At 68.1% G+C, this 21,068-nt stretch carries 23 protein-coding genes; 6 read left to right on the top strand and 17 right to left on the bottom strand.

What is annotated here, in order from left to right; translation table 11 throughout:
* Positions 1-5: 5 nt before the first annotated feature.
* From F1C10_RS14055 to ppa, 3 genes are read left to right on the top strand one after another with little or no spacing between them, the layout of a single operon-like run.
* Positions 6-656 carry a DUF1345 domain-containing protein gene (locus tag F1C10_RS14055; protein ID WP_185207097.1) on the top strand — a complete coding sequence of 217 codons (651 nt, stop codon included), beginning with the start codon at positions 6-8 and terminating at the stop codon, positions 654-656.
* A gap of 46 nt (positions 657-702) precedes the next feature.
* Positions 703-2,619, top strand: a complete 1,917-nt coding sequence (locus F1C10_RS14050) for a M61 family metallopeptidase (protein WP_185207095.1) — start codon at positions 703-705, stop codon at positions 2,617-2,619.
* A 44-nt stretch (positions 2,620-2,663) separates the two neighbouring features.
* Positions 2,664-3,242, top strand: coding sequence for an inorganic diphosphatase (ppa, locus tag F1C10_RS14045; RefSeq protein ID WP_185207093.1), 579 nt, complete (start codon positions 2,664-2,666; stop codon positions 3,240-3,242).
* Positions 3,243-3,536: 294 nt separating this feature from the next.
* Here ppa and F1C10_RS14040 read toward each other — a convergent pair whose 3' ends face one another.
* The 3 genes from F1C10_RS14040 to F1C10_RS14030 form a co-directional block, all read right to left on the bottom strand.
* A complete protein-coding gene (locus F1C10_RS14040; RefSeq protein ID WP_185207091.1) occupies positions 3,537-3,854 on the bottom strand; it encodes a multidrug efflux SMR transporter in 318 nt (105 codons plus the stop codon).
* 99 nt (positions 3,855-3,953) lie between these two features.
* Entirely contained in the window at positions 3,954-4,436 is a 483-nt protein-coding gene (locus F1C10_RS14035) for a GNAT family N-acetyltransferase (protein ID WP_185207089.1), read from the bottom strand.
* Positions 4,433-5,344 carry a DMT family transporter gene (locus F1C10_RS14030; protein ID WP_258042938.1) on the bottom strand — a complete coding sequence of 304 codons (912 nt, stop codon included), beginning with the start codon at positions 5,342-5,344 and terminating at the stop codon, positions 4,433-4,435. Before F1C10_RS14030 ends, F1C10_RS14035 begins: the two co-directional genes overlap by 4 nt.
* 240 nt (positions 5,345-5,584) lie before the next feature.
* On the opposite strand from F1C10_RS14030, the gene F1C10_RS14025 reads away from it, so the two are divergent.
* Both F1C10_RS14025 and F1C10_RS14020 read left to right on the top strand, forming a co-directional pair.
* A complete protein-coding gene (locus F1C10_RS14025; RefSeq protein ID WP_185207087.1) occupies positions 5,585-6,109 on the top strand; it encodes a MucR family transcriptional regulator in 525 nt (174 codons plus the stop codon).
* Positions 6,110-6,120: 11 nt separating this feature from the next.
* Positions 6,121-6,957, top strand: a complete 837-nt coding sequence (locus F1C10_RS14020; protein ID WP_258042937.1) for an oxygenase MpaB family protein — start codon at positions 6,121-6,123, stop codon at positions 6,955-6,957.
* 4 nt (positions 6,958-6,961) lie between these two features.
* On the opposite strand, the gene F1C10_RS14015 is transcribed toward F1C10_RS14020, so the two are convergent.
* Positions 6,962-7,957 (bottom strand): aldo/keto reductase, encoded by a 996-nt coding sequence (locus F1C10_RS14015; protein ID WP_185207085.1) that lies wholly within the window; start codon positions 7,955-7,957, stop codon positions 6,962-6,964.
* Positions 7,954-9,219: a dicarboxylate/amino acid:cation symporter gene (locus F1C10_RS14010; RefSeq protein WP_185207083.1), complete on the bottom strand. Its 1,266-nt coding sequence runs from the start codon at positions 9,217-9,219 to the stop codon at positions 7,954-7,956. Before F1C10_RS14010 ends, F1C10_RS14015 begins: the two co-directional genes overlap by 4 nt.
* Before the next feature lie 157 nt (positions 9,220-9,376).
* Here F1C10_RS14010 and glmM point away from each other — a divergent pair, with 157 nt between their 5' ends.
* Positions 9,377-10,717 (top strand): phosphoglucosamine mutase, encoded by a 1,341-nt coding sequence (glmM, locus tag F1C10_RS14005; protein WP_185207081.1) that lies wholly within the window; start codon positions 9,377-9,379, stop codon positions 10,715-10,717.
* Between the two features lie 43 nt (positions 10,718-10,760).
* Here glmM and nadA read toward each other — a convergent pair whose 3' ends face one another.
* From nadA to leuC, 12 genes are all read right to left on the bottom strand, one after another.
* A complete protein-coding gene (gene nadA, locus F1C10_RS14000; protein ID WP_185207079.1) occupies positions 10,761-11,759 on the bottom strand; it encodes a quinolinate synthase NadA in 999 nt (332 codons plus the stop codon).
* A gap of 32 nt (positions 11,760-11,791) precedes the next feature.
* Positions 11,792-12,577 (bottom strand): hypothetical protein, encoded by a 786-nt coding sequence (locus F1C10_RS13995; RefSeq protein WP_258042936.1) that lies wholly within the window; start codon positions 12,575-12,577, stop codon positions 11,792-11,794.
* Positions 12,578-12,763: 186 nt separating this feature from the next.
* Positions 12,764-13,513: a hypothetical protein gene (locus F1C10_RS13990; RefSeq protein WP_185207077.1), complete on the bottom strand. Its 750-nt coding sequence runs from the start codon at positions 13,511-13,513 to the stop codon at positions 12,764-12,766.
* Positions 13,510-14,373: an MBL fold metallo-hydrolase gene (locus F1C10_RS13985; protein ID WP_185207075.1), complete on the bottom strand. Its 864-nt coding sequence runs from the start codon at positions 14,371-14,373 to the stop codon at positions 13,510-13,512. Before F1C10_RS13985 ends, F1C10_RS13990 begins: the two co-directional genes overlap by 4 nt.
* An 83-nt stretch (positions 14,374-14,456) precedes the next feature.
* Entirely contained in the window at positions 14,457-16,064 is a 1,608-nt protein-coding gene (locus tag F1C10_RS13980) for a M56 family metallopeptidase (protein ID WP_185207073.1), read from the bottom strand.
* Entirely contained in the window at positions 16,061-16,429 is a 369-nt protein-coding gene (locus tag F1C10_RS13975) for a BlaI/MecI/CopY family transcriptional regulator (RefSeq protein ID WP_085808378.1), read from the bottom strand. The genes F1C10_RS13980 and F1C10_RS13975 overlap by 4 nt, the downstream gene beginning before the upstream one ends.
* Before the next feature lie 299 nt (positions 16,430-16,728).
* Entirely contained in the window at positions 16,729-17,055 is a 327-nt protein-coding gene (gene grxD, locus F1C10_RS13970; RefSeq protein WP_185207071.1) for a Grx4 family monothiol glutaredoxin, read from the bottom strand.
* A 33-nt stretch (positions 17,056-17,088) separates the two neighbouring features.
* Positions 17,089-17,322, bottom strand: coding sequence for a BolA/IbaG family iron-sulfur metabolism protein (locus tag F1C10_RS13965; RefSeq protein WP_185207069.1), 234 nt, complete (start codon positions 17,320-17,322; stop codon positions 17,089-17,091).
* Between the two features lies 1 nt (position 17,323).
* Positions 17,324-17,647, bottom strand: a complete 324-nt coding sequence (locus F1C10_RS13960; protein ID WP_185207067.1) for a DUF1476 domain-containing protein — start codon at positions 17,645-17,647, stop codon at positions 17,324-17,326.
* Between the two features lie 155 nt (positions 17,648-17,802).
* The gene (locus F1C10_RS13955; protein WP_185207066.1) at positions 17,803-18,804 is read right to left on the bottom strand and encodes an NADPH:quinone oxidoreductase family protein; all 1,002 of its coding nucleotides are present in this window, start codon (positions 18,802-18,804) and stop codon (positions 17,803-17,805) included.
* Positions 18,767-19,405, bottom strand: a complete 639-nt coding sequence (leuD, locus tag F1C10_RS13950; RefSeq protein WP_085808373.1) for a 3-isopropylmalate dehydratase small subunit — start codon at positions 19,403-19,405, stop codon at positions 18,767-18,769. Before leuD ends, F1C10_RS13955 begins: the two co-directional genes overlap by 38 nt.
* 128 nt (positions 19,406-19,533) lie before the next feature.
* Positions 19,534-20,973, bottom strand: a complete 1,440-nt coding sequence (gene leuC / locus F1C10_RS13945; protein ID WP_185207065.1) for a 3-isopropylmalate dehydratase large subunit — start codon at positions 20,971-20,973, stop codon at positions 19,534-19,536.
* Positions 20,974-21,068 lie beyond the last annotated feature (95 nt).

Below are 21,068 nucleotides of genomic sequence, written 5' to 3'. Positions count from 1 at the left end.
TGCCGATGACGAACGCGCGCGGCCACTTCCGCCTCGGCAACCGGATCGCGCCGCCGCGCTTCATCCTCTTCGCGCTTGGCGTAATCCTCGGCGCCGCGGTCGCCGCCGCTGCGGGGCTGCCCAGGGGCCGCGCGCTGATGATCGGCTTCGACGTCGCCAGCCTCGGCTTCCTCGCCTCGCTCGCGCCGCTACTCGACGATCGCAGCGCCGCGATGCGCCGCCGCGCCGCGCGCAACGATGCCAATCGCACCGGCTTGCTCGCGCTGACGGTGCTGGTGACGCTCGTGATTCTCGTCGCGGTCGCCAACGAGGTCGCGCAACGCGGCTCGCCGCTCGGCACCGCGCTCGTCATCGGCACGCTCGCGCTCGCCTGGCTATTCTCGAACTCCGCCTACGCGCTGCACTATGCCCACCTCTATTACTCGCCCGGTGATGCAGGTGATGCGGGCGGGCTCGACTTTCCCGGCGAGAAGGCCGACGAGCCCAATTACTGGGACTTCACCTATTTCGCCTTCACGCTCGGCATGACGTTCCAGACGTCGGATGTCGCGATCGTCTCACGCACGATGCGCCGCGTTGTCATCGGCCACTGCCTTGCCGCCTTCGTCTTCAACCTCGGCGTGCTTGCCTTCACGATCAACGTCCTGGGCAATTGACGGCCGGCGATTGAGCTTCGCCGCCCGGCACGCTAGCGCATCGACGATGTATCGTCCCCTCATCGCGGGCCTGCTGCTCGCCTCCGCCGCCGCGCTTTCGGCCCAGGTGCCCAGTGGCAATTCGGCGCCCCAGCCGCTACCCTTCGCCGCCACGATCCCGGATCCCGTCGATCAGCCCTATCCCGGCACGATCCGCCTCGCGATCGACGCGACCGACGTGACGCGCGGCATCTTCCGCGTGACCGAGACAATCCCCGTGGCAAAGCCCGGCCCGATGGTGTTGCTGTTCCCCGAATGGCTGCCCGGCAACCATGGCCCGCGCGGCCAGATCGAGAAGCTCGCTGGCCTCGTCGTCACCGCCGGTGGGCGGCGGATCGCGTGGACGCGCGATCCGGTCGACGTCTACGCCTTCCACCTCGACGTGCCCGCCGGCACGCGCGAGATCGAGGCGAGCTTCCAGTTCCTGTCGGCGACCAAGGGCGATCAGGGCCGCATCACGATGACGCCCGAACTGCTCAGCCTCCAGCCCAACTCGCTCAGCCTCTATCCCGCCGGCTGGTTCACGCGGCAGATCCCGGTCAGCATGACGGTGAAATATCCCGCCGGCTGGACCGCGGCGGGCGCAATCCCCGCCAAGGTCGCGGGCAGCACCTACAGCTACGATCGTGTGAATTACGAAACGCTAGTCGATTCGCCGATCGTCGCCGGACGCTACGCCAGGACGTGGCCGCTAACCCAGCGCGTCTCGCTCGCCGTCTTTGCCGAGACGCCCGCCGAGCTCGCCGCCACTCCGGCGCAGATCGATGCGCACAAGCGTCTCGTCGATCAGGCGGTGAAGGCGTTCGGCAGCCAGCATTACGACAACTACACCTTCCTCCTGTCGATCAGTGACAATCTCGGCGGCATCGGGCTCGAACATCACCGCTCGAGCGAGAACGGCGTTACGCCGGGTTATTTCACCAAGTGGGACGACGGCCCCGGCCGCCGCAATCTGCTGCCGCACGAATATTCGCACAGCTGGAACGGAAAGTTCCGCCGCGGCGCCGATTCTTGGACGCCCGATTTCCGCACGCCGATGCGCAACTCGCTGCTGTGGGTGTACGAAGGGCAAACGCAATTCTGGGGCTATGTCCTCCAGGCGCGTTCGGGGATGGTGTCGAAGGCCGATACGCTCGACCAACTCGCCGCCACCGCGGCGCTCTACAACAGTCAGCCCGCGCGGCAGTGGCGCGACCTCCTCGATACGACCAACGATCCGATCATCTCGGCGCGCCGGCCCAAGGGCTGGTCGAGCTGGCAGCGCAGCGAGGATTATTACAGCGAGGGCATGCTCGTCTGGCTCGAGGTCGATTCGCAGCTGCGCGCGCTGTCAAGCGGGCGCAAGTCGATCGACGATTTCGCAAAGGCCTTCTTCGGCGTGCGTGACGGCGACTGGGGCGATCTCACCTACACGTTCGACGATCTCGTCACGACGCTCAACGCGATCCAGCCATATGACTGGCGCACGCTGCTGACGCAGCGCTTGACCGAGAACGCCAAAGGCGCGCCGCTGTCGGGGCTGGAACGCAACGGCTATCGCCTGATCTACACTGCCGATGCGCCACCGTCGTTCCGGCATGGTGAAAAGACGCGCAAGGTCGCCGATCTCACCTATTCGGGCGGGTTCGTCGTCGGTTCGGGCAACGAGGTGACGTCGGTCACCTGGGGGTCGCCCGCCTATGACGCGGGGCTGACGGTCGGCACGACGATCGTCTCGGTCGACGGCATGGCCTATTCCGACGATCGACTGAAAGGTGCGATCACCGCGGCAAAGGACGGCAAGGCACCGGTGCAGATGTGGGTCAAGAACGGCGAGCGTTACCGGCAAGTTGCGCTCGACTGGCACGGTGGCCTGCGCTACCCGCGGCTCGAGAAGATCGGCACGGGAGAGGCCGGTCTCGACCGATTGCTTGCGCCGCGCTGACCTGCGGCGCGATGCAACTTATCAAACGGGGATAAAGGACCATCATGCGGATCGACATGATACCGACGGGTGACAACCCGCCGCACAGCCTGAATGTGATCATCGAAGTGCCGACGGGCGGCGAGCCGGTGAAGTATGAATTCGACAAGGCGTCGGGCGCGCTGTTCGTCGATCGCATCCTGCACACGCCGATGCGCTATCCGGCGAACTACGGCTTCGTACCGCACACGCTGTCGCCCGACGGCGATCCGCTCGACGCGCTGGTCGTCGCACGCTCGCCGTTCATCCCGGGCTGCGTCGTGCGTGCGCGTCCGATCGCGGTGCTCAACCTGGAGGACGAGGCCGGCGGCGACGAGAAGCTCGTCTGCGTGCCGGTCGACCAGACCTTCCCCTATTATTCGAAGGTCGGCGAGAAGGAGGACATGCCCGAGATCGTGTTCGAGCAGATCGAGCATTTCTTCACCCACTATAAGGATCTCGAGAAGAAGAAGTGGGTGCGCATCGGCAAGTGGGGCGGCGCCGAAGAGGCGCGGCAGATCACGCTGGAGGCGATCGAGCGCTACAACGAAGCCAAGAAGCAGGGCGAAGAGCCGCACGATCACGACGTGCCCGGCCGCGGCTGAGCCACACCAAGTGCTGCGCGCCGTCCGCCTGTGATCGGGCGACGGCGCGCGGTGATCTCATCACGCCCGGCGCGGCAAGTACCGCTGCGAAATCGTCATGATCGCATAGCCACGCGGCGGACGTTCATCGTCGCCATGCCGCCCGCGGCTACACGTTTCGAAGGCCGTTGATGGAGCGACGTTGACCTTGAGCAGCGCGCCCCGTCGGCCATCGCAAGGCTGGTGCTTGGGCGCTGTACTGCAGTGCCGATCGACGCCTCGGCGTGCGATCGGTCACCCCGGTATCGACCGTCGTCAGTGCGCGGTCAGCTTCAGCCCCGCGATGCACAGCACCACACCCAGGATCAGCGCGATCCGCACCGGCGTCGCCGGCTCGCCGTAGAAGGCGATCCCGACCAGCACCGTGCCGAGTGCGCCGATCCCGCCCCACACGGCATAGGCGGTGCCCATCGCGATCGAGCGCGAGGCATATTCGAGCAGCCCCATCGACAGCGTCACCGACGCGAGGAATCCCGCGGTCCAGCCGAGGTGACGAAAGCCGTCGACGTGCCGCAGGCAGGTGGTGAACCCCACCTCGAACAGTCCGCCCACGATCAGCCACGCCCACGCCATCAGCGCGCTAGCCCGCCGAATGCGAACCGGCGTTCATCGTGCCGCATCGGAGCCGCCTTGGCGCCGATCGCCGATGTCACCGAGCGCATCGTCGCCATTTCAGCCTCGCTCCGGCAGCGCGCGCAGCGCCGCGCCGGTGACCCGCTGCGTCGTCCACTCGTCCTGCGGCAGTGCGCCCTTCGCGCGATAGAAATCGATCGCCGGCGTGTTCCAGTCGAGCACCGACCATTCGAGGCGTGCACAGTCGCGATCGAGCGCAAGCGCCGCGAGCGCCGAAAGCAGCTTGCCGCCCGCGCCCGATCCCCGCGCCTCTGGCGTCACGTACAGATCCTCCAGCCACAGCCCACGCCGCCCGGTCCAGGTCGAATAGGTGTGGAAGAACAGCGCGAAGCCGATCGGCGCGCCGTCCCGCTCGGCGACGATCGCCTCCGCCGCCGGCGTCGCGCCGAACAGCGCGGCGTGCAGCATCGGCTCGGTCGTCTCGACCGCGTCGGGTTCGCGTTCATAAGCGGCAAGCTCGCGGATGAAGCGCAGGATCGTTGCCACATCGTCGGCGGCGGCGGATCGGATCGACAGGCTCATGCAACGGGCTCCAGCGTCTGCGCCGCGATATCACGACGCCGCGCCGCATAGACACAGGCCGCCACGATCAGCGCCGCGCCGGCCAGCGTATAGGGCGCGACGCGCTCGCCGAACACCAGATAACCGAGCACCGCAGCATAGATGAACGACGTGTACTCGGTCATCGCCAGATAGCCCGCCTCGCCGTGCGCATAGGCCCAGGACAGCATCATCATCGAGGCGAACGCGAGACACGCCGCCAGCAGCAGCGCGGGCAGCGCCTCGACTGGCGGGATCACTGCCAGCCACGGCGCGGCGCAGCCCAGCAGGATCAGGATGACGATCGACTGGACGCACGCCGTCTCCGCCGGCCGCGCTGCCAGCGATTGCAGCCGCGTCAGGATCAGATTGCCGGCGTAGAGGATCGCCGACGCCAGCACCGCCAGCGCGCCGGCAAGCGCGTCGGGGCCGTGCTCGGCGCGCGACTGACCGAAGAAGATCGTCGCGATCCCCGCGCAGGCCACCCCGGTCGCTAGGATCGCGCGCGGCGTGATCCGTTCCTTCAGCCACCAGGCGCCGAGCAGCAGTGCGAGGATCGGTGCGATGTACGACAGCGCGATCGCCTGCGCCATCGGCACGCGCGCCAGCCCCCAGAAGAACAACAGTGCCATCGCGCAAGTGACGAGCCCGCGGCTGACGTGCAGCAGCAACGCGCGACGCGACGGCCACCGATAGCCGACGATCCCCCATGCGACACCGCCCAGCGCGACGTTGGCGATCGATCGCCACAACATCGCGTTGTACACGCCGATCGCGAGCACCAGCCCCTTCATCACCGCATCCATGATGGAGAACAATCCGATGCCGGCCGCCGCGACGATAAAGGCGCGACCGGCCGGCATGCGAAACGATGGATCGGCTTGCTTCATTGCCGCGCCCTAGCCCGGCACTGCGCAATAGGCGAGTTTGCGCCAGCCGGAGCGCGCCAATGGCGCCCAAGTGAACCGGACGCGGGGCACGTCGCGTTAATGCGCAATTTCAACGACTTTGTTGATGTCGTGGCCAGAACGGCCAATTTTTCGCAATCTTAACTGGTATTAATCAAGTCATAAGGTTGACGGAAATACCGGTCCTGATAAAGAAATAATAAAATAAAAAAGGATCGTCGCATGACTGAGGACACAATGGACACTAACGCCGTCGAACTCGCCACCGAACTTACCATCGCTTGGCTGTCAAATCCCAATACGCGTGCTTCGGGTGACGACGTGCCGGGTTTCCTGCAGAAGATGCATGAAGCCGTAACGCAGCTGGCAAGCGGCGGCGAACCGGCGAGCACCGAGGAGCCGGTGGGAGATTACGCGCCGGCAGTTTCGGTGCGTAAGTCACTTGCGTCAAAAGATCACATCATTTCGATGATCGACGGCAAGCCTTACAAGACGTTGCGCCGTCACCTTGCCGGGCACGGGCTGAGTCCCGCTGATTATCGCCAGCGCTACGGTTTGAAGGCGGATTATCCGATGGTCGCCGAAACCTATTCGGAAGCGCGCCGTGCAATGGCGAAGAAGATCGGTCTGGGCCGCAAGCCCGGCATGTCGCGCAAGGGCGCGGACGCCGTAGTGGAGACGACCGGCACCAAGCGCGGCCGCAAGCCGGCACCCGCCACAGCACCGGCGGCGGCCGAGGAGGAATAAGCGCGTAGCGGGTGGCGATCGTGCTGCCCGATCTTCGCGCAGAGCTCGGCGGGCGCATCCGTGCGCTCGTCGGTTCGGGTGAGATCGACCTTGCCCGCCCGCCCGGCGACGACGGGCTGTTCGGACCGGCATCGGCGGCGTGGCGCGTCCACGCCGATTTCAGCGCGATGATGATCGGCGGCGTCTCCGCGCTGCTGCTCCAGATGCTGCATCCCCGCGCGCTTGCGGGCGTTTGGGACCATAGCGATTTCCGGCGTGATCGGCTCGGCCGGCTGCGCCGTACCGCGCAATTCATCAGTGTCACCACGTTCGGCAGCACCGCCGCCGCCGAACGCCTGATCGGCAAGGTTCGCGCGATCCACGATTACGTCTCGGGTACGTTGCCCGACGGCACCCCGTACGACGCGAACGATCCCGCCCTGCTCACATGGGTCCACGTCGCCGAGGTCGACAGCTTCCTGCGCGCCTATGTCCGCTATCGCGATCCCGGCTTCCCCGCCGCGATGCAGGACCGCTATCTTCGCGAGGTCGCGACGATCGCACGGCGCCTAGGCGCGATAGACGTCCCCGAAACGCGGCGCGACGTCGATGCTTATTATCGCGCCGTCCGGCCGCAATTGCGCTTCGACGATCGCACGCGAGACGTTGCGACCGCGCTGCTCGCGCCCGGACCCGACGCGGTGACGAACGCGGCGCTGTCGCTCGTCGCGCCGGCGGGGATCGACCTGCTCCCGTCGTGGGCCGCAGCGCTCCACCGACGCACGCCCTCGGCGTTCGGCCGGCCGGCGATCCGGCTCGGCGCGCGCGGCATGAGCAACGTCCTGCGCTGGGCGCTGAAACGCGCCTGATGCGTCAGAGGCGGACCATCTTCATCATCGCGCCTTGATAGCGCGGCCCGGCGGTGCCGTCGCGCGGCGCCGCCTGGTCGAGCGCTTTGAGATCGGCGTCGGTCAGCGTTACCTCGGGCGCCTTGGCCGAATCCTCGGTCGTCGCGCGGCGCTTCGATCCCGGGATCGGCACGACATGCGCGTCCTGCGCGAGCAGCCAGGCAAGCGCGATCTGCGCCGCGCTGACGCCGTGCGCGTCGGCGATCTCCTTCACCACCTCGACCGCCGCCATGTTGGCTTCGAAATTCCCGTCGGCGTAGCGCGGGTCGTTGAGGCGATAGTCGCCCTCCGCCAGCTGGTCGCGCGACGTGATCGACCCGGTCAGGAAGCCGCGGCCGAGTGGACTGTAGGGGACGAAACCGATACCGAGTTCGCGGCACACGGGCAGGATCTCCTCCTCCACGTCGCGCTCCCACAGCGAATATTCGCTCTGCAGCGCCGCGATCGGCGCCACCGCGGCGGCGCGGCGGATCGTCCCCGCCCCCGCCTCGGACAGGCCGATATGCTTGATCTTCCCTTCGGCTTTCAGCTCGGCGAGCGTGCCGACGACGTCCTCGATCGGTACGTCGGGGTCGACGCGGTGCTGATAGTAGAGATCGATCGCGTCGATCCCCAGCCGCTGCAGCGATCCCTCGCACGCGCGGCGGATGTTCGCCGGCTGCGAATTGACCCCGAAGCTGCCGTCGGGTCCGATGAAGCCGAACTTGGTGGCGATCACCAGCCCGTCGCGCTTGTCCTTGATCGCGCGGCCAAGAAGCTCCTCGTTGAACAGCGGGCCATAGATCTCGGCGGTATCGAAAAAAGTGACGCCCAGATCGATTGCACGGTGGATCGTCGCGATACTCTCGGCGTCATCGGCGGTGCCGTAGTTGATCCGGCCGCCCTCCTTGCTCGCCATCGGCATGCAGCCGATGCCGATCGCCGACACTACCAGCCCGTCGCCCAGTTCGCGGTATTTCATGCCATGTCCTCCAGCATCGCGTCGGCCTCGTCACGCCGGCCAGTCTCGCCGCGTGCCAGCGTCATGGTGGTGGCGAGGTCCCACATCACGTTGCCCAGCGTACGCACGATATCGGGCAATGTTTCCACCGCCACCAGCAGCCCGAGCGGCGCGGCCGGTGCGCCGATCGCCGCACACACCGGCGCGATCGAGCTGACGTAGCTCACCGTGCCCGGCAGGCTCACCGCACCGAGCGACGTCAGCATCGCCACCACCGTGCCGACGGCGAGCGTGCCGGGCGACAGCGGCACGCCGAACCAGTGCGCGACGTAGATCGCCACCGCGAAGTTCATCGCCGGTCCCGTCGCGCGCAGCAGTGCCACCGCGAGCGGCAGCGTCACGCCGGCGGTCGCCACCGGCGCGCCCAGCGTCCGCGCGCCCGCCAGCATCGCCGGTAGCGAGGCGAGCGATGATTGCGTCGACACCGCGACCGCCTGGCTCGGTAGCACCGCACGGGAGAAGGCGGCGAGCGAGACGCGCCCGCCGAGCATCGCCATCGGATACGCGAGCAGCGTCACCACCACGCCGACGGCCGCGACCGTCAGGATATAATGGACCAGCGCGTGGAATGCCCCACCACCTGCGCGCGCGCCGACCACCAGCGCCAGCGCGAAGACACCGACCGGCCCAACCCACAGCACCCAGCCGATCACCACCAGCATCGTGTCACGCACCGCAGTGAAGAAGCGGATCAAGAGATCGCGAAGCTCGGCCTCGATCCGCATAAGCGCGAAAGCGAAGATCAGCGCGAAGATGATCATCGACAGGAAGGCACTCTCCGCGGTCGCCTTGACGATGTTGCTCGGCACGATCGCGGCCAGGAACTCGCCCAGCGGTGGAATCGCCGGATTGGGGCCGACACCGGTCAGCGCGTTGCGCAGCGCCGCGGCGGACACGCCGGGCAGCGGCGCGAGCTGGAGGAACAGCGGCGTTAGCAGCGCGGCGAGTGCCGCGGACGAGGCCATGACGACGAGGTAGAGCCCGACCGAGCGCCCCGCGAGCCGCCCCGCCTGCGCCGCCTCGGCGGTCGCAGCGACCCCCGTCACCAGCAGCGAGAAGACGAGCGGCACGATCGTCATCTGCAAGGCGTTGAGCCACGCCTGGCCGATCGGCTGTGCGACGCCGGTGACGGGGTCGATCGCCGTCGGGGCAAACCCGCCCAGCATCACGCCGGCGACGAGGCCCGCGACCAGCGCAAAGAGAATACGGGTGGATTGCGACATGACGGCTTTCGATCGTGGCGTGGTGGCGGGCTTGTTCCGGCGTCCACCGTTCGGCAAGAGCTTATCGCCAAAGGTTGTGCGGCAGGGTCGAGGCCGCGGCAAGGGGGATGCGCCGAACTATCGCCGGCGCCCTTCGCGGCAAGACGTGGAGATTCGAGTGGCACGCAAATATTTCGGCACCGACGGGATCCGGGGTCTCACCAACATCTCGCCGATGACGGCGGAAATGGCGATGAAGGTCGGGATGGCGGCGGGCGCCTATTTCGTCCGCGGCGATCATCGTCATCGCGTGGTGATCGGCAAGGACACGCGCCTGTCGGGCTATATGCTCGAGAATGCGCTGGTCGCCGGGTTCACGGCGGTGGGCATGGACGTGGTGCTGCTCGGCCCGCTGCCGACGCCGGCGGTGGCGATGCTGACGCAGTCGATGCGCGCCGATATCGGCGTGATGATCTCCGCCAGCCACAATCCTTATGCCGACAACGGACTGAAGCTGTTCGGCCCGGACGGCTACAAGCTGTCGGATGAGGCGGAGATGGCGATCGAGGCGCTGATCGACGGCGACGTGCCGCTCGCCGCCGCCGCCGACATCGGCCGCGCGCGCCGTGTCGAGGATGCCCGCGGGCGCTACATCCACTTCGCCAAATCCACCTTTCCCGCCGACGCGCGGCTCGACGGACTGAAGGTGGTGGTCGATTGCGCCAACGGGGCCGCCTATCAGGTCGCGCCGATGGCCTTGTGGGAATTGGGCGCGGAGGTCGTTGCGGTCGGCGTCGAGCCCAACGGCAAGAACATCAACGACCGCGTTGGATCGACCGCGCCGCAGGTGCTGTCCGAAACGGTGGTGGCGAGCGGCGCCGCGCTCGGCATCGCGCTCGACGGCGATGCCGATCGCCTGATCGTCGTCGACGAGCAGGGACGCGTGATCGACGGCGACCAACTGATGGCGACGATCGCCACCGGCTATGCGCGGCGCGGCGCTTTGGTCGGCGGCGGACTGGTCGCAACGGTGATGTCGAACCTCGGGCTCGAGCGGCATCTGGGGGCGCAGGGGCTCGGCCTCGTACGCACCGCGGTCGGCGACCGCCACGTGCTCGAGGCGATGCGCACGCGCGGCTACAATGTCGGCGGCGAGCAGTCGGGGCACATCATCCTGTCGGATCACGGGACCACCGGCGACGGGCTCGTCGCGGCACTCCAGATCCTCGCCGAGGTGCAGCGTGCCGGCGCGCCGGCGAGCGAGGTGCTTCACCGCTTCGAGCCGTTGCCGCAATTGCTCAAGAACGTGAAATACGCCCGCGGCGGCAAGCCGCTCGACGCGCCGCAAGTGCGCGATACGATCGCCGCGGCGGAGGCCGAGCTGTCGGGCAACGGCCGCCTCGTCATCCGCCCGTCGGGCACCGAGCCGGTGATCCGCGTCATGGCCGAAGGCGACGACGCGGCGCAGGTCGAGGCGGTGGTGGATCGTATCTGCGACGCGGTACGCGCCGCCGCCTGAGCGGCGCCGGAAGCGCTCCCGTCCGGGAAGCGCTTCCGGTCGATCAGTCCCCCGTCACCTTGGCCGGGCCGAGATCGCCAAGGCCCACCGTGCCGCTCGCCATCGCCAGCATCGCGTCGAGGCTCTTCTTCGCCCTGACGCGCAAATCCTCGTCCATCTCGATCCGGGGCTGGAGATCGCGCAGCGCGACGTACAGCTTCTCCATCGTGTTGAGCGCCATGTAGGGGCAGATATTGCAGTTGCAGTTGCCGTCCGCCCCGGGCGCACCGATGAAGGTCTTGTTCGGCAGCGCCTTTTCCATCTGGTGGATGATGTGCGGCTCGGTCGCGACGATCAGCGTGTCGCCGGCAAAATCTTTGGCATAGGCAAGGATGCCGCTGGTCGACCCGACATAATCGGCATGATCGAGGATCACCGCCGGGCATTCGGGATGCGCGGCGACGGGCGCGCCGGGATGCTGCGCCTTGAGCTTCAGCAGCTCGGTCTCGCTGAACGCCTCGTGGACGATGCACACGCCCGGCCACAGGATGAGCTCACGCCCGGTCTTGCGTGCCAGATACCCGCCAAGGTTGCGGTCCGGCCCGAAGATGATCGGCTGATCCTTGGGGATCTGAGACAGGATCTTCTCGGCGGAGGACGAGGTGACGATGACGTCGGACAGCGCCTTCACCGCCGCGGAGCAGTTAATGTAGGTCAGCGCGATCGCGTCGGGGTGCTGCTGGCGGAACGCCGCGAACTGCTCGGGCGGGCAGCTGTCCTCCAGGCTGCAGCCGGCATCCATGTCGGGCAAAATCACCGTCTTCTGTGGGCTGAGGATCTTCGCCGTCTCGGCCATGAAGCGCACGCCGCAGAAGGCGATGACGTCGGCATCGGTCGCCTGCGCCTTGCGGCTCAAGTCGAGGCTGTCGCCGACGAAGTCCGCAATGTCCTGGATCTCGGGCTTCTGATAGTAATGCGCCAAGATCACCGCGTTGCGCTCCTTGCGGAGGCGATCGATCTCGGCGCGGATATCGACGCCCCTCAGGTTCTGCGGCTGGTCCATGGGGACGCAGATGGCCCGCGGCGGCCCCGCGATCAAGTCGCCGGCGTAGCCGGTCCGGGAAATGGGGGATAAGCGAACGGCGGAACCGCCGCGCCGGGCGATCCGCGCGTTGCCGCGGCGTAGAGCGCCGCCCCCAGCGGCGTCACCGCGACGACGTCCATCGTCACCTGCATGCCGATCAGCATCGTGACGCCGGACCACCAGGCCGGATGCACACGGTGATGACGGCGGCGGTCGTGGATCATGCCGATGATCGGGAACAGCATCATGCAGGCGAAGATGCACCATGACGCCCACGGAATTACCAGCGGTGCGGGGAAGATCCGCCCGAATGCCGGCCCCATGATCGCGGTCATCGCGCACATCACCAACCGGCGATGCCATTGCGTCCGCCGCCGCAGCGCGATCGCCCACCACAGCAGGCCGGCGAAGGTCATCACGCCGAGCGCGTTCATGACGAGGAAATAGCCGGGCACAAAGAAGAACGGCGCATGGCCTGCGCGCACCATCATTACCGTCGCGGTGATGCCGACGATCACCATCAGCGCCGCCCATCCCGCCCCCAGCCAGCCGAGCCGGCGATGCCGCCCGACCCGCCCATCGGCGACGAGCCAGGCCTGAAGGACGAAGAACCCGACCCAGCCAGAGAAGACCAGCGCATGAAGATGGACCAGCGGCGGCGCGGAGAAGCTCGATCGCCCAAGCGCGAACTGCGTACCGAAGCCGACGACGTTGGTGACGGCCATCGCCGCCGAAAAGACGAAGAAGAAGCGCCGATCGTCGCCGGCGGTTACTTGTGCTGTTGCTATCGTTGCCATCGGTAATCCCCCCGATGAGCAAGGATCATATCACATTGCTTTACCCTCGCCTATTGCGCCCCAAGGCCGTACGGCCGTGTGGAAATGGTGGCCGTGTACCCGTGTCCTGTTGACGCGTCACCGAGGCGATGAACCCGCTACCAACGATTCGCACGGCGAGTACCGACGCCAGTCAGCGCTCCGTGCTCAGCGGGCGTTGCCCAACACGTCCTCCAGGCTGCGGCTGACGTCCCACCGCTCGCCGTCGCGCGGCCCGGCTTCCCCGGCGTAGCGCACCTCGACCCGCACCGGCAGCCCCGCTGCGCCCAGCGCGCCGCCGAACAGGCGGGCGAGTGCGACGCGGCCGTTCTCGCGCGCCTTGGCGATGTTCTGCGGATCGCGGGCGCGCCGTTCGACGACGCCGCGCGCCGTGGCCGACACCTTGCGCTGCAATTCGGCCATCGCATCGCGCGAGACGTAGACGCCCGAGGTCTGGTCGAGCGTGATCCGCGCCTCATCGATGTTGGGCGCGCCGACGACGACGTCGGGTACCTCCACCACAAGCACGCGCGCCGCTGGATCATAGCGGAAATCGCCGGCGTCGAGGTCGCGCACCTCGACGAAATAGTCGACGTCGAACGGCGCCTTGACGACGCGCGACGACGCCAGCCAGCCCCACAAGCGGCTCGTGGCGCCGGTCGCCTGCACCGTGCCCGACAGGCGGCTGACGCGCAGCTCGGCGCTGGTGTGGAGCGTCGCAGCGACAACCTGCGCCACCGCGAGCCCGCCGTCGTCGGTCGCCACGACGTGGCGATCGCTCCACCAGCGATAGGCGGCGAGCGTGCCGACGACGATCGCAAAGGCGACCGCGAGCCCGATCGCGGCAAGCGCCAGCCCGCGCCCGTCGATCAGCCCGCGCTCGCGCGCGCCGGTGCTACCGGGCTCCCGCCCCGTCACGCGGCGCCCGCGACATCCCACGCATCGCCGCGCGCGTGCACCAGTCCGCGCCGCTCCAGATCGATGAGATGCGCCAGCACCGATCGCTCGGCGGCGGGATACAGCCGCCTGTCGACGCCGACGTACATCTTCTCGACCATCGCTGGGATCGCTTGCGTACCGCCCCGCAGCAGGCGCAGGATCTGCCCCTCGCGCTGCTTGCGGTGGCCAAGGAGGCCGCGCACTAGCCGCTGTGGCTTCTCGATCGCCTCGCCGTGGCCGGGATAATAGATCCGGTCGTCGCGATCGATCAGCTTCTCGAGGCTCGCCATATAGGCGGTCATGTCGCCGTCGGGTGGCGAGACGACGCTCGTCGCCCAGCCCATCACGTGGTCGCCGGGGAACAGCGCCTTGCTTTCCCGCAGTGCGAAGGCAAGGTGGTTCGACGTGTGACCCGGCGTCGCGATCGCCTCCAGCGTCCAGCCGTCGCCCGCGATCGTCTCGCCTTCGGCCACCACGCGATCGGGCGCGTAATCGTGATCGAACGACGCGTCGGACCTCGGCCCGTCGTCCTCCAGCGCGAACGGCGCGGCGCCGACGATCGGCGCGCCGAGCTCCGCCTTGAGCCGGGGCGCGCCGGGGCTGTGATCGCGATGATGGTGCGTGATAACGATCGCGCGCACCGGCCGCCCCCCCACCACCGCGAGCATTGCGGCGTGATGCGCATCGTCCGCCGGACCTGGATCGATGATCGCGAGGTCGCGGGTGCCGACGATATGTGTCTGCGTGCCGGTGTAGGTATAAGGCGACGCATTGGGCGCCAGCACGCGGGTGACCAGCGGTTCGAGCTGGATCGGTATACCGGTGGGCGGCGCGTCCATGGGCGGCAGATGGCCGTTAACGCCGGGGAAGACAAGGACGATCGCGCCCGCCGCGCCCCGCCGGGGTGAAGCGACGCGGCCTCCTACCAGCGGTCGTGATCGTCCTCCATCCGGTCGATCTCGACCTCCAGCCCGTCGAGCGCGGCGTCGCGCTGGTCGGCCGACAGATGCGAATTGGCGAGGATAGCAGCGCGCGCCGCGTGCATCGATCGCTCGGCACTCGCCATCGCGCGGCCACGCGCGTGCGCCGCCTGCACGGATGCGGCCTGCGCGCGCGCGGCGGTGCGGGCGATGCGATCGTTGCAGATCGTGATTTGCTCACGCCCGTTTTCGACGCGACGCTCGACGACGGGCTGCTCAACGATGCCGCCGCAACGTCCCGAGCGCACCTCTGGCACGTTCACCGTCATCGCACCGCCGTGCAGCGTCACGCGCGGGGTGGGCGGCACGGGCGGCGTCGGCGGCACCGGCACGCCGGTGACACCACCCGGCGCATCAGGGGCGGGCGGAGCCGCCGGCGCCGTCACCGACGGGGGTATTGGCGGCACTGGCGGCGCCGGCACCGGATTGGCCGCGATCCACGCCTCGGCCGCCTTACCCTTGTACACCATCCGCCGCCCATCCTGCTCGACGACGACGCGGACCGATTTTGCTTCAGTGGCGTGCGGCTGCACGATCTGTGGCAAAACGCGCGGCAACACCTCGGGCAGCGTCGCATCGGCGGCCTTGGCGACGCTCGCGCGCATCCGCTCGGCCGCCTGTGTTCCCGACGCGGTCAGCGCCAGCGCCGCTGCGCCCGTCGCCGCGACGCCGGCGAGGCCCGACCAGGCACGCGCGCGAGACACACCGCCCATCCCCAGCATCCGCAGCCGCCCCTTCAGGTCGTCGACGGTATGGAGGTGGCAGGCCGCCGCGATCGCGCCGCCGTGCGCCGCCTTGACGATCGCGCAGGCATAGGCATGGCGCGCACCCTGCCCGAGCCGTGCCAGCACGCGCGCGTCGTTGGCCATCTCCTGGTCGGCGCGGAAGGCGCGAAACGCGTACCAGGCGAGCGGATTGAACCAGTGCAGCGCCAGCATCGCCAGCGCGAACCAGTTCGCGACCAGGTCGCCCCGCTGATGGTGGCCGAGTTCGTGCGCCAGCGCGAGCCTGCGCTCGTCGGCGTCGTAGCGCGCCGCGAAGTCGCGCGGGAAGGCGACGAAACGGTGCGCGACACCGAAGGCGAGCGGCCCCGCCGCCGCGGCGCTCTCGACGATCGTGATGCCGTCCACCCGGTCGATCGTCGTCGCCTGCCGCAGCAGCCGCTGGCGGAACCGCGCGTAGGACAGGACATGCCAGCCGATGAACGCCGCCGCCCCCACGCCCCAGGCCAGCGCGATCATAAGACCAGGCGTCAGCGCCGGGGCGGCGGGGCCGTCGACCGCGGCGGGAACGATGAACACCGTCACCTGCTGCCCGACGTCGGCGAGCGGCGCCGGCAGCGGCGCGGCAACCTGCGCGCGCAGGCCCTGCGGCAGCGGCGGCAGCAGGAGACGGAGCAGCGGCAGCGCCCATAGCGCATAGGCGACCGGCGCGCCGAACGCGCGGCGCACCGGCGCGCGCAGCAGCAGGACGATCGCGATCATCACCGCGCTCCCCGCGATCGCCTCGACCAGCCAGGCGACCCCGCCGGCGCCGATCAGCCGGCTCACTGCTTCAGCGCCTTGAGCAAGGTCTCGATCTCGGCGATGTCCTGCGCCGACAGCTCGTCACGCTCCGCAAGATGAGCGACCAGCGGAGTCAGCTTGCCGCCGAACAGCCGATCGATCAGCCGCCGCGACTCGCCCGCGACATAGTCGCCGCGCTCGACCGCAGGCCGGTAGAGATACCGGCGCCCGTCCTCCTCGTGACTGATCGCGCTCTTGGCGAGCAGGCGGCCGAGCAGCGTCTTGACGGTGTTGGCGCTCCAGCCGCGCGCGGGATCGACCCGCTCGGCGACGTCTTGCGCGGTGAGCGGGCTCTCGTCCCACAGCACCTCCATCACCGCATGCTCGGCATCGCTGATCCGCTCGGCCACGACTCGTCTCCCACAACTACAGCTGTAGTTACTTCGATTACGAGCGTAGTCAAGATACCCGGCGGATGGAACCAGCGGAGGCGCGACGGGCAGATTCGACGGCGACAGGGCAAAGGGACTGTCGGCCGGTTTTACAGCGGCGCTACTGCCAGATCGCGCGTTAACCTATCTATCCGCGCAATTCCGCCACTTACGTCGTCTGGCACAACGAATGCATCACGACTTAGGTACCGAGCGTGGTTACGCTTCAGTGGGCGGGTGTCGCTTCTTCGATCTCGCGACGCCCGCCCGCACCCGGCTCAGCCGGCCTTGGCGGTGCCCTTCACGAGATCAGCGAGCTCGCCGCTCTCGTACATCTCCATCATGATGTCCGATCCGCCGACGAACTCGCCGTTGACGTAGAGCTGCGGTATGGTCGGCCAGTCCGAATAGGCCTTGATGCCCTGGCGGATGCCCTGGTCCTGCAGCACGTCGACGCTCTCGAACTCGGCGTCGAGATGGTTGAGGATCGCCACCGCCCGGCTCGAAAAGCCGCACTGCGGAAATAGCGGGCTACCCTTCATGAACAGCACGATGGGATTGTTCTTCACCACCGCGTCGATGCGGGCGTTCGTGTCGTCGGTCATGGTCGGTCCTCGCGGGAAAACTGCTGCAGCCGGTTACTTCGGCACGGCGGTGGTCAACTGCAAGGCGTGGAGCACACCGCCCATCCGCCCGCCCAGCGCGGCATAGACCGCCTGATGCTGCCTGACGGGCGGCATCCCCGCGAACGACGCGGCGGTCACCTTGGCGGCATAATGGTCGCCGTCGCCCGCCAGGTCGGTGATCTCGACCTCGGCATCGGGAATGCCGGCGCGTATCAGCGCGGCGATCTCGTCCGCCGCCATCGGCATGTTACTTCAGCTCCATCAACTGGCGGCGCGCGGCGACCGTCTGCTCGTCGAGCGCCGCCTGCACCGCCGCCTCATCAATCTCGACCCCCGCCGCGCTCAGATCGCCGAACACCTTGCGCACCACGTCGCCGTCGCCCGCCTCTTCCAGATCGGCGTGGACCACCGTCTTGGCATAGGCATCGGCTTCCTCCGGCGTCAGCTTCATCAGCTCCGCCGCCCACTGGCCGACCAGTCGGTTGCGCCGCGCGACGACGCGGAACGCCATTTCCTCGTCATGCGCGAACTTGGCTTCGAAGGCACGTTCGCGATCGTCGAAGGTCGTCATGGGTGTGCGTGCTCCTGTTTGGCGCGGGGATAGGTCCGCAGGAGGCGCGACGCAACACGTACGGCGTCGTGCCCCTGCCCGGCTACTACCCGGTTCAAACTTCCAGCCCGCAAGCGCCCGTGTCACAAAACGACGGGCGCCCCGCACTCCCTGCATCAGTCCGCGACGCGTACCACCAATTTGCCGATCGCCCCGCGCCCGGCCATCTTGGCAATCGCCTCGCCGCCTTTCTCGAACGGGAACACTTCGGTCACGCGCGGCGCGATCTTGCCCTCGCGCCACAGGTCGAACAGCCGGCGGATGTTCTGCCGGTTGTGCTCCGGTTCGCGCGCCGCGTGCGCGCCCCAGAAGACGCCGCGGATGTCGCAGCTCTTGAGCAGCGTCAGGTTGAGCGCGATCTTGGGAATGCCGGCGGGGAAACCGATCACCAGATAGCGACCCTCCCACGCCATCGATCGCAGCGCCGGCTCGGCATAATCGCCGCCCACCGCGTCATAGACGAGGTCGAAGCCGTTCTTGCCCGCCTTCTCCTTGAACGTATCGGCCAGCGCCTTGCTCTCGTCCTTCGAGAAGGGCGCGCGGCCGTAGATGATGACGTCGTCGGCGCCAGCCTCGCGCACCGCCTGGGCCTTTTCCTCGCTCGACACCGCGCCGACGACACGCGCGCCGAACGCCTTGCCGAGCTCGACCGCCGCGAGGCCGACGCCGCCCGCCGCGCCGAGCACCAGCAGCGTCTCGCCCTCCTTGATGTCGCCGCGATCGACCAGCGCGTGGATCGTCGTGCCATAGGTCAGCAGCATCGCCGCGCCTTCCTCGAACGATCGCTCGTCGGGGATGGCGTAGATGTTGTCGGCCTTCACCGCGAGCTTCTCGACGAGCGCGCCGTTGCCGGTGTTGCCCATCACGCGGTCGCCTGGCTTCCACGCGGTCACGCCCTCGCCGACGCTCTCGACCACGCCCGACATCTCGCCGCCCGGCGCGAACGGCCGCGGCGGCTTGAACTGATATTTGTCCTCGATGATTAGCACGTCGGGATAATTGATCGCGCACGCCTTCACCGCGACGATCACCTCGCCCGCCTTGGGCGTCGGATCGGGCAGCTCGCCGATCTCCAGCGTTTCAGGTCCGCCCGGCGCCCTCGACAGCAATGCTCGCATCAGTCTCTCCCGCGATCCACGGGCGATGCTCGTCCAGCATCGCCTCGAATTTCGAAATCGCGGTATCCCTTGCCAGCGTCAGCCCGATCTCGTCCAGCCCTTCCATCAGGCATTGCCGGCGGAACGGGTCCAGCGCGAAGACGAAGCGATCCTGGAAGGGCGTGGTCACCGTCATCGTTTCGAGGTCGACGGTGATCGCCTCGGTGCCACCCGATGCCTTCACCACCTCGATCAGTCGGTCGATCGCGTCCTGCGGCAGAACGACGGGTATGATGCCGTTCTTGAACGCATTGCCCGAAAAGATGTCGGAGAAGCTCGGCGCGATCACCGCGCGGATGCCCAAGTCGCCGAGCGCCCAGGCGGCGTGCTCGCGGCTCGATCCGCAGCCGAAATTGTCGCCGGCAATCAGGATCGGGCTGCCGGCATAGGCGGGGTCGTCGAACACGTTGCCCGGCTGCGCGCGCACCGTTTCGAACGCGCCGCGGCCAAGGCCTGCGCGCGTGATCGTCTTCAGCCAGTGCGCCGGGATGATGACATCGGTATCGATGTTCTTCGCGCCCCACGGATAGGCGCGGCCTGATACCTGGCGCACCGCCTGCATCAGCGCTGCCGCGTCTTGACCAGCAGCGTCGGCTTGGCGATCGCGGCATAGGCAGCGACGCCGCTCAGCATTGATCCGGCAATCAGCAGCACCAGCACCTTCTTCATCACGCTCTCCCCATTTGGCGGTTATCGGTTTTCGGTCATCAATTCACGCACGTCGGCGAGCCGCCCCGTCACCGCCGCCGCCGCCGCCATCGCGGGCGAGAGCAGGTGCGTGCGCGCACCCGGCCCCTGCCGCCCGACGAAGTTGCGGTTGGAGGTCGAGGCGCAACGCTCGCCCGGCGGCACCTTGTCGGGGTTCATCGCCAGGCACATCGAACACCCCGGCTCGCGCCACTCGAAGCCTGCGACGGTGAAGATCCGGTCGAGCCCCTCGGCCTCCGCCTGCCGCTTCACCAGGCCCGATCCGGGCACCACCATCGCGCGCACGCCGTCCGCCACGCGGCGACCCTGCGCCACCGCGGCCGCGGCGCGCAGGTCCTCGATCCGGCTGTTGGTGCACGATCCGATGAAGACGTGCTGCACGGGCACGTCCTGCAGCCGCGTGCCCGGCGTCAGCCCCATGTAATCGAGCGACTTGCGCGCCGCCTCGCGCTTCGATGCGTCGGCGAAACTGTCGGGCGCAGGCACCGTATCGGTGATCGACACCACGTCCTCCGGGCTCGTCCCCCAGGTCAGCGCCGGCGCAATCTCGTTCGCATCGATCACCACTGTCCGATCGTAAACGGCGCCTGCGTCGCTTGCCAGGCTGCGCCACCAGGCCACCGCCCGGTCCCAGTCCGCGCCCTCCGGCGCCATCGGCCGGCCCTTGATGAACGCGAAGGTCGTGTCATCGGGCGCGATCATGCCGGCGCGCGCGCCCGCCTCGATCGACATGTTGGCGACCGTCAGCCGCCCTTCGATCGACATCTCGCGGATGACGTTGCCGGTATATTCGATAACGTAGCCCGTGCCGCCCGCCGCGCCGATCCGCCCGATGATCGCGAGGATCACGTCCTTCGGCCCGACGCCGAAGCCGAGCTTCCCCTCGACGCGCACTTCCATCGTCTTCGACGGGCTGAGCAGCAGCGTCTGCGTCGCGAGCACGTGCTCGACTTCGCTGGTGCCGATCCCGAAGGCGAGCGCGCCCAGCGCGCCGTGCGCCGACGTATGGCTGTCGCCGCACACCACCGTGGTGCCGGGCAGCGTGAAGCCCTGCTCGGGCCCGACGACGTGGACGATGCCCTGCGCCGCCGCGAGCGCGTCGATATACGGCACGCCGAATTCGGCAACGTTGCGGCGCAATGCGGCAAGCTGGGTCGCGCTGTCGGGATCGGCGATCGGGAGCTCGCTCCCCGCAGCATCGACACGCGCGGTGGTCGGCAGGTTGTGGTCCGGCACGGCGAGCGTCAGGTCGGGCCGGCGGACACGGCGGCCGGCGGCGCGCAGCCCCTCGAACGCCTGCGGGCTGGTCACCTCATGCACGAGGTGACGGTCGATGTAGATCAGGCACGTGCCATCGTCGCGGCGCTCGACGACGTGCGCGGCCCAGACCTTCTCGTAGAGCGTGAGCGGACGGCTAGCCATATGGCCGCACCCATTAACCGAGATTGGCGGCCATGCGAAGGCGGCGTTTTGCGCCTCGCCAAAAACTAGCCGCGCTGTCGGACCCGTTCGTCCAA

This window comes from Sphingomonas sp. NBWT7, from assembly GCF_014217605.1.
Lineage (GTDB): Bacteria > Pseudomonadota > Alphaproteobacteria > Sphingomonadales > Sphingomonadaceae > Sphingomonas.
The sequence above is the reverse complement of the archived record's forward strand: the minus strand, read 5'-3'. Positions and strand labels throughout refer to the sequence as shown.

What these genes read in the sequence shown, in the direction of transcription:
- F1C10_RS14010 (WP_185207083.1), bottom strand. Translation starts at nt 9,219, where the DNA reads ATGTCGCAATCCACCCGTATTCTCTTTGCGCTGGTCGCGGGCCTCGTC.
- F1C10_RS13955 (WP_185207066.1), bottom strand. Translation starts at nt 18,804, where the DNA reads ATGCGAGCATTGCTGTCGAGGGCGCCGGGCGGACCTGAAACGCTGGAG.
- F1C10_RS14015 (WP_185207085.1), bottom strand. Translation starts at nt 7,957, where the DNA reads ATGAAATACCGCGAACTGGGCGACGGGCTGGTAGTGTCGGCGATCGGC.
- F1C10_RS13960 (WP_185207067.1), bottom strand. Translation starts at nt 17,647, where the DNA reads ATGACGACCTTCGACGATCGCGAACGTGCCTTCGAAGCCAAGTTCGCG.
- F1C10_RS14050 (WP_185207095.1), top strand. Translation starts at nt 703, where the DNA reads ATGTATCGTCCCCTCATCGCGGGCCTGCTGCTCGCCTCCGCCGCCGCG.
- F1C10_RS14025 (WP_185207087.1), top strand. Translation starts at nt 5,585, where the DNA reads ATGACTGAGGACACAATGGACACTAACGCCGTCGAACTCGCCACCGAA.
- leuC (WP_185207065.1), bottom strand. Translation starts at nt 20,973, where the DNA reads ATGGCTAGCCGTCCGCTCACGCTCTACGAGAAGGTCTGGGCCGCGCAC.
- F1C10_RS14030 (WP_258042938.1), bottom strand. Translation starts at nt 5,344, where the DNA reads ATGAAGCAAGCCGATCCATCGTTTCGCATGCCGGCCGGTCGCGCCTTT.
- leuD (WP_085808373.1), bottom strand. Translation starts at nt 19,405, where the DNA reads ATGCAGGCGGTGCGCCAGGTATCAGGCCGCGCCTATCCGTGGGGCGCG.
- F1C10_RS13995 (WP_258042936.1), bottom strand. Translation starts at nt 12,577, where the DNA reads ATGGCAACGATAGCAACAGCACAAGTAACCGCCGGCGACGATCGGCGC.
- F1C10_RS14040 (WP_185207091.1), bottom strand. Translation starts at nt 3,854, where the DNA reads ATGGCGTGGGCGTGGCTGATCGTGGGCGGACTGTTCGAGGTGGGGTTC.
- ppa (WP_185207093.1), top strand. Translation starts at nt 2,664, where the DNA reads ATGCGGATCGACATGATACCGACGGGTGACAACCCGCCGCACAGCCTG.
- F1C10_RS13965 (WP_185207069.1), bottom strand. Translation starts at nt 17,322, where the DNA reads ATGCCGATGGCGGCGGACGAGATCGCCGCGCTGATACGCGCCGGCATT.
- nadA (WP_185207079.1), bottom strand. Translation starts at nt 11,759, where the DNA reads ATGGACCAGCCGCAGAACCTGAGGGGCGTCGATATCCGCGCCGAGATC.
- F1C10_RS14055 (WP_185207097.1), top strand. Translation starts at nt 6, where the DNA reads ATGACGAACGCGCGCGGCCACTTCCGCCTCGGCAACCGGATCGCGCCG.
- grxD (WP_185207071.1), bottom strand. Translation starts at nt 17,055, where the DNA reads ATGACCGACGACACGAACGCCCGCATCGACGCGGTGGTGAAGAACAAT.
- F1C10_RS13985 (WP_185207075.1), bottom strand. Translation starts at nt 14,373, where the DNA reads ATGGACGCGCCGCCCACCGGTATACCGATCCAGCTCGAACCGCTGGTC.
- F1C10_RS14035 (WP_185207089.1), bottom strand. Translation starts at nt 4,436, where the DNA reads ATGAGCCTGTCGATCCGATCCGCCGCCGCCGACGATGTGGCAACGATC.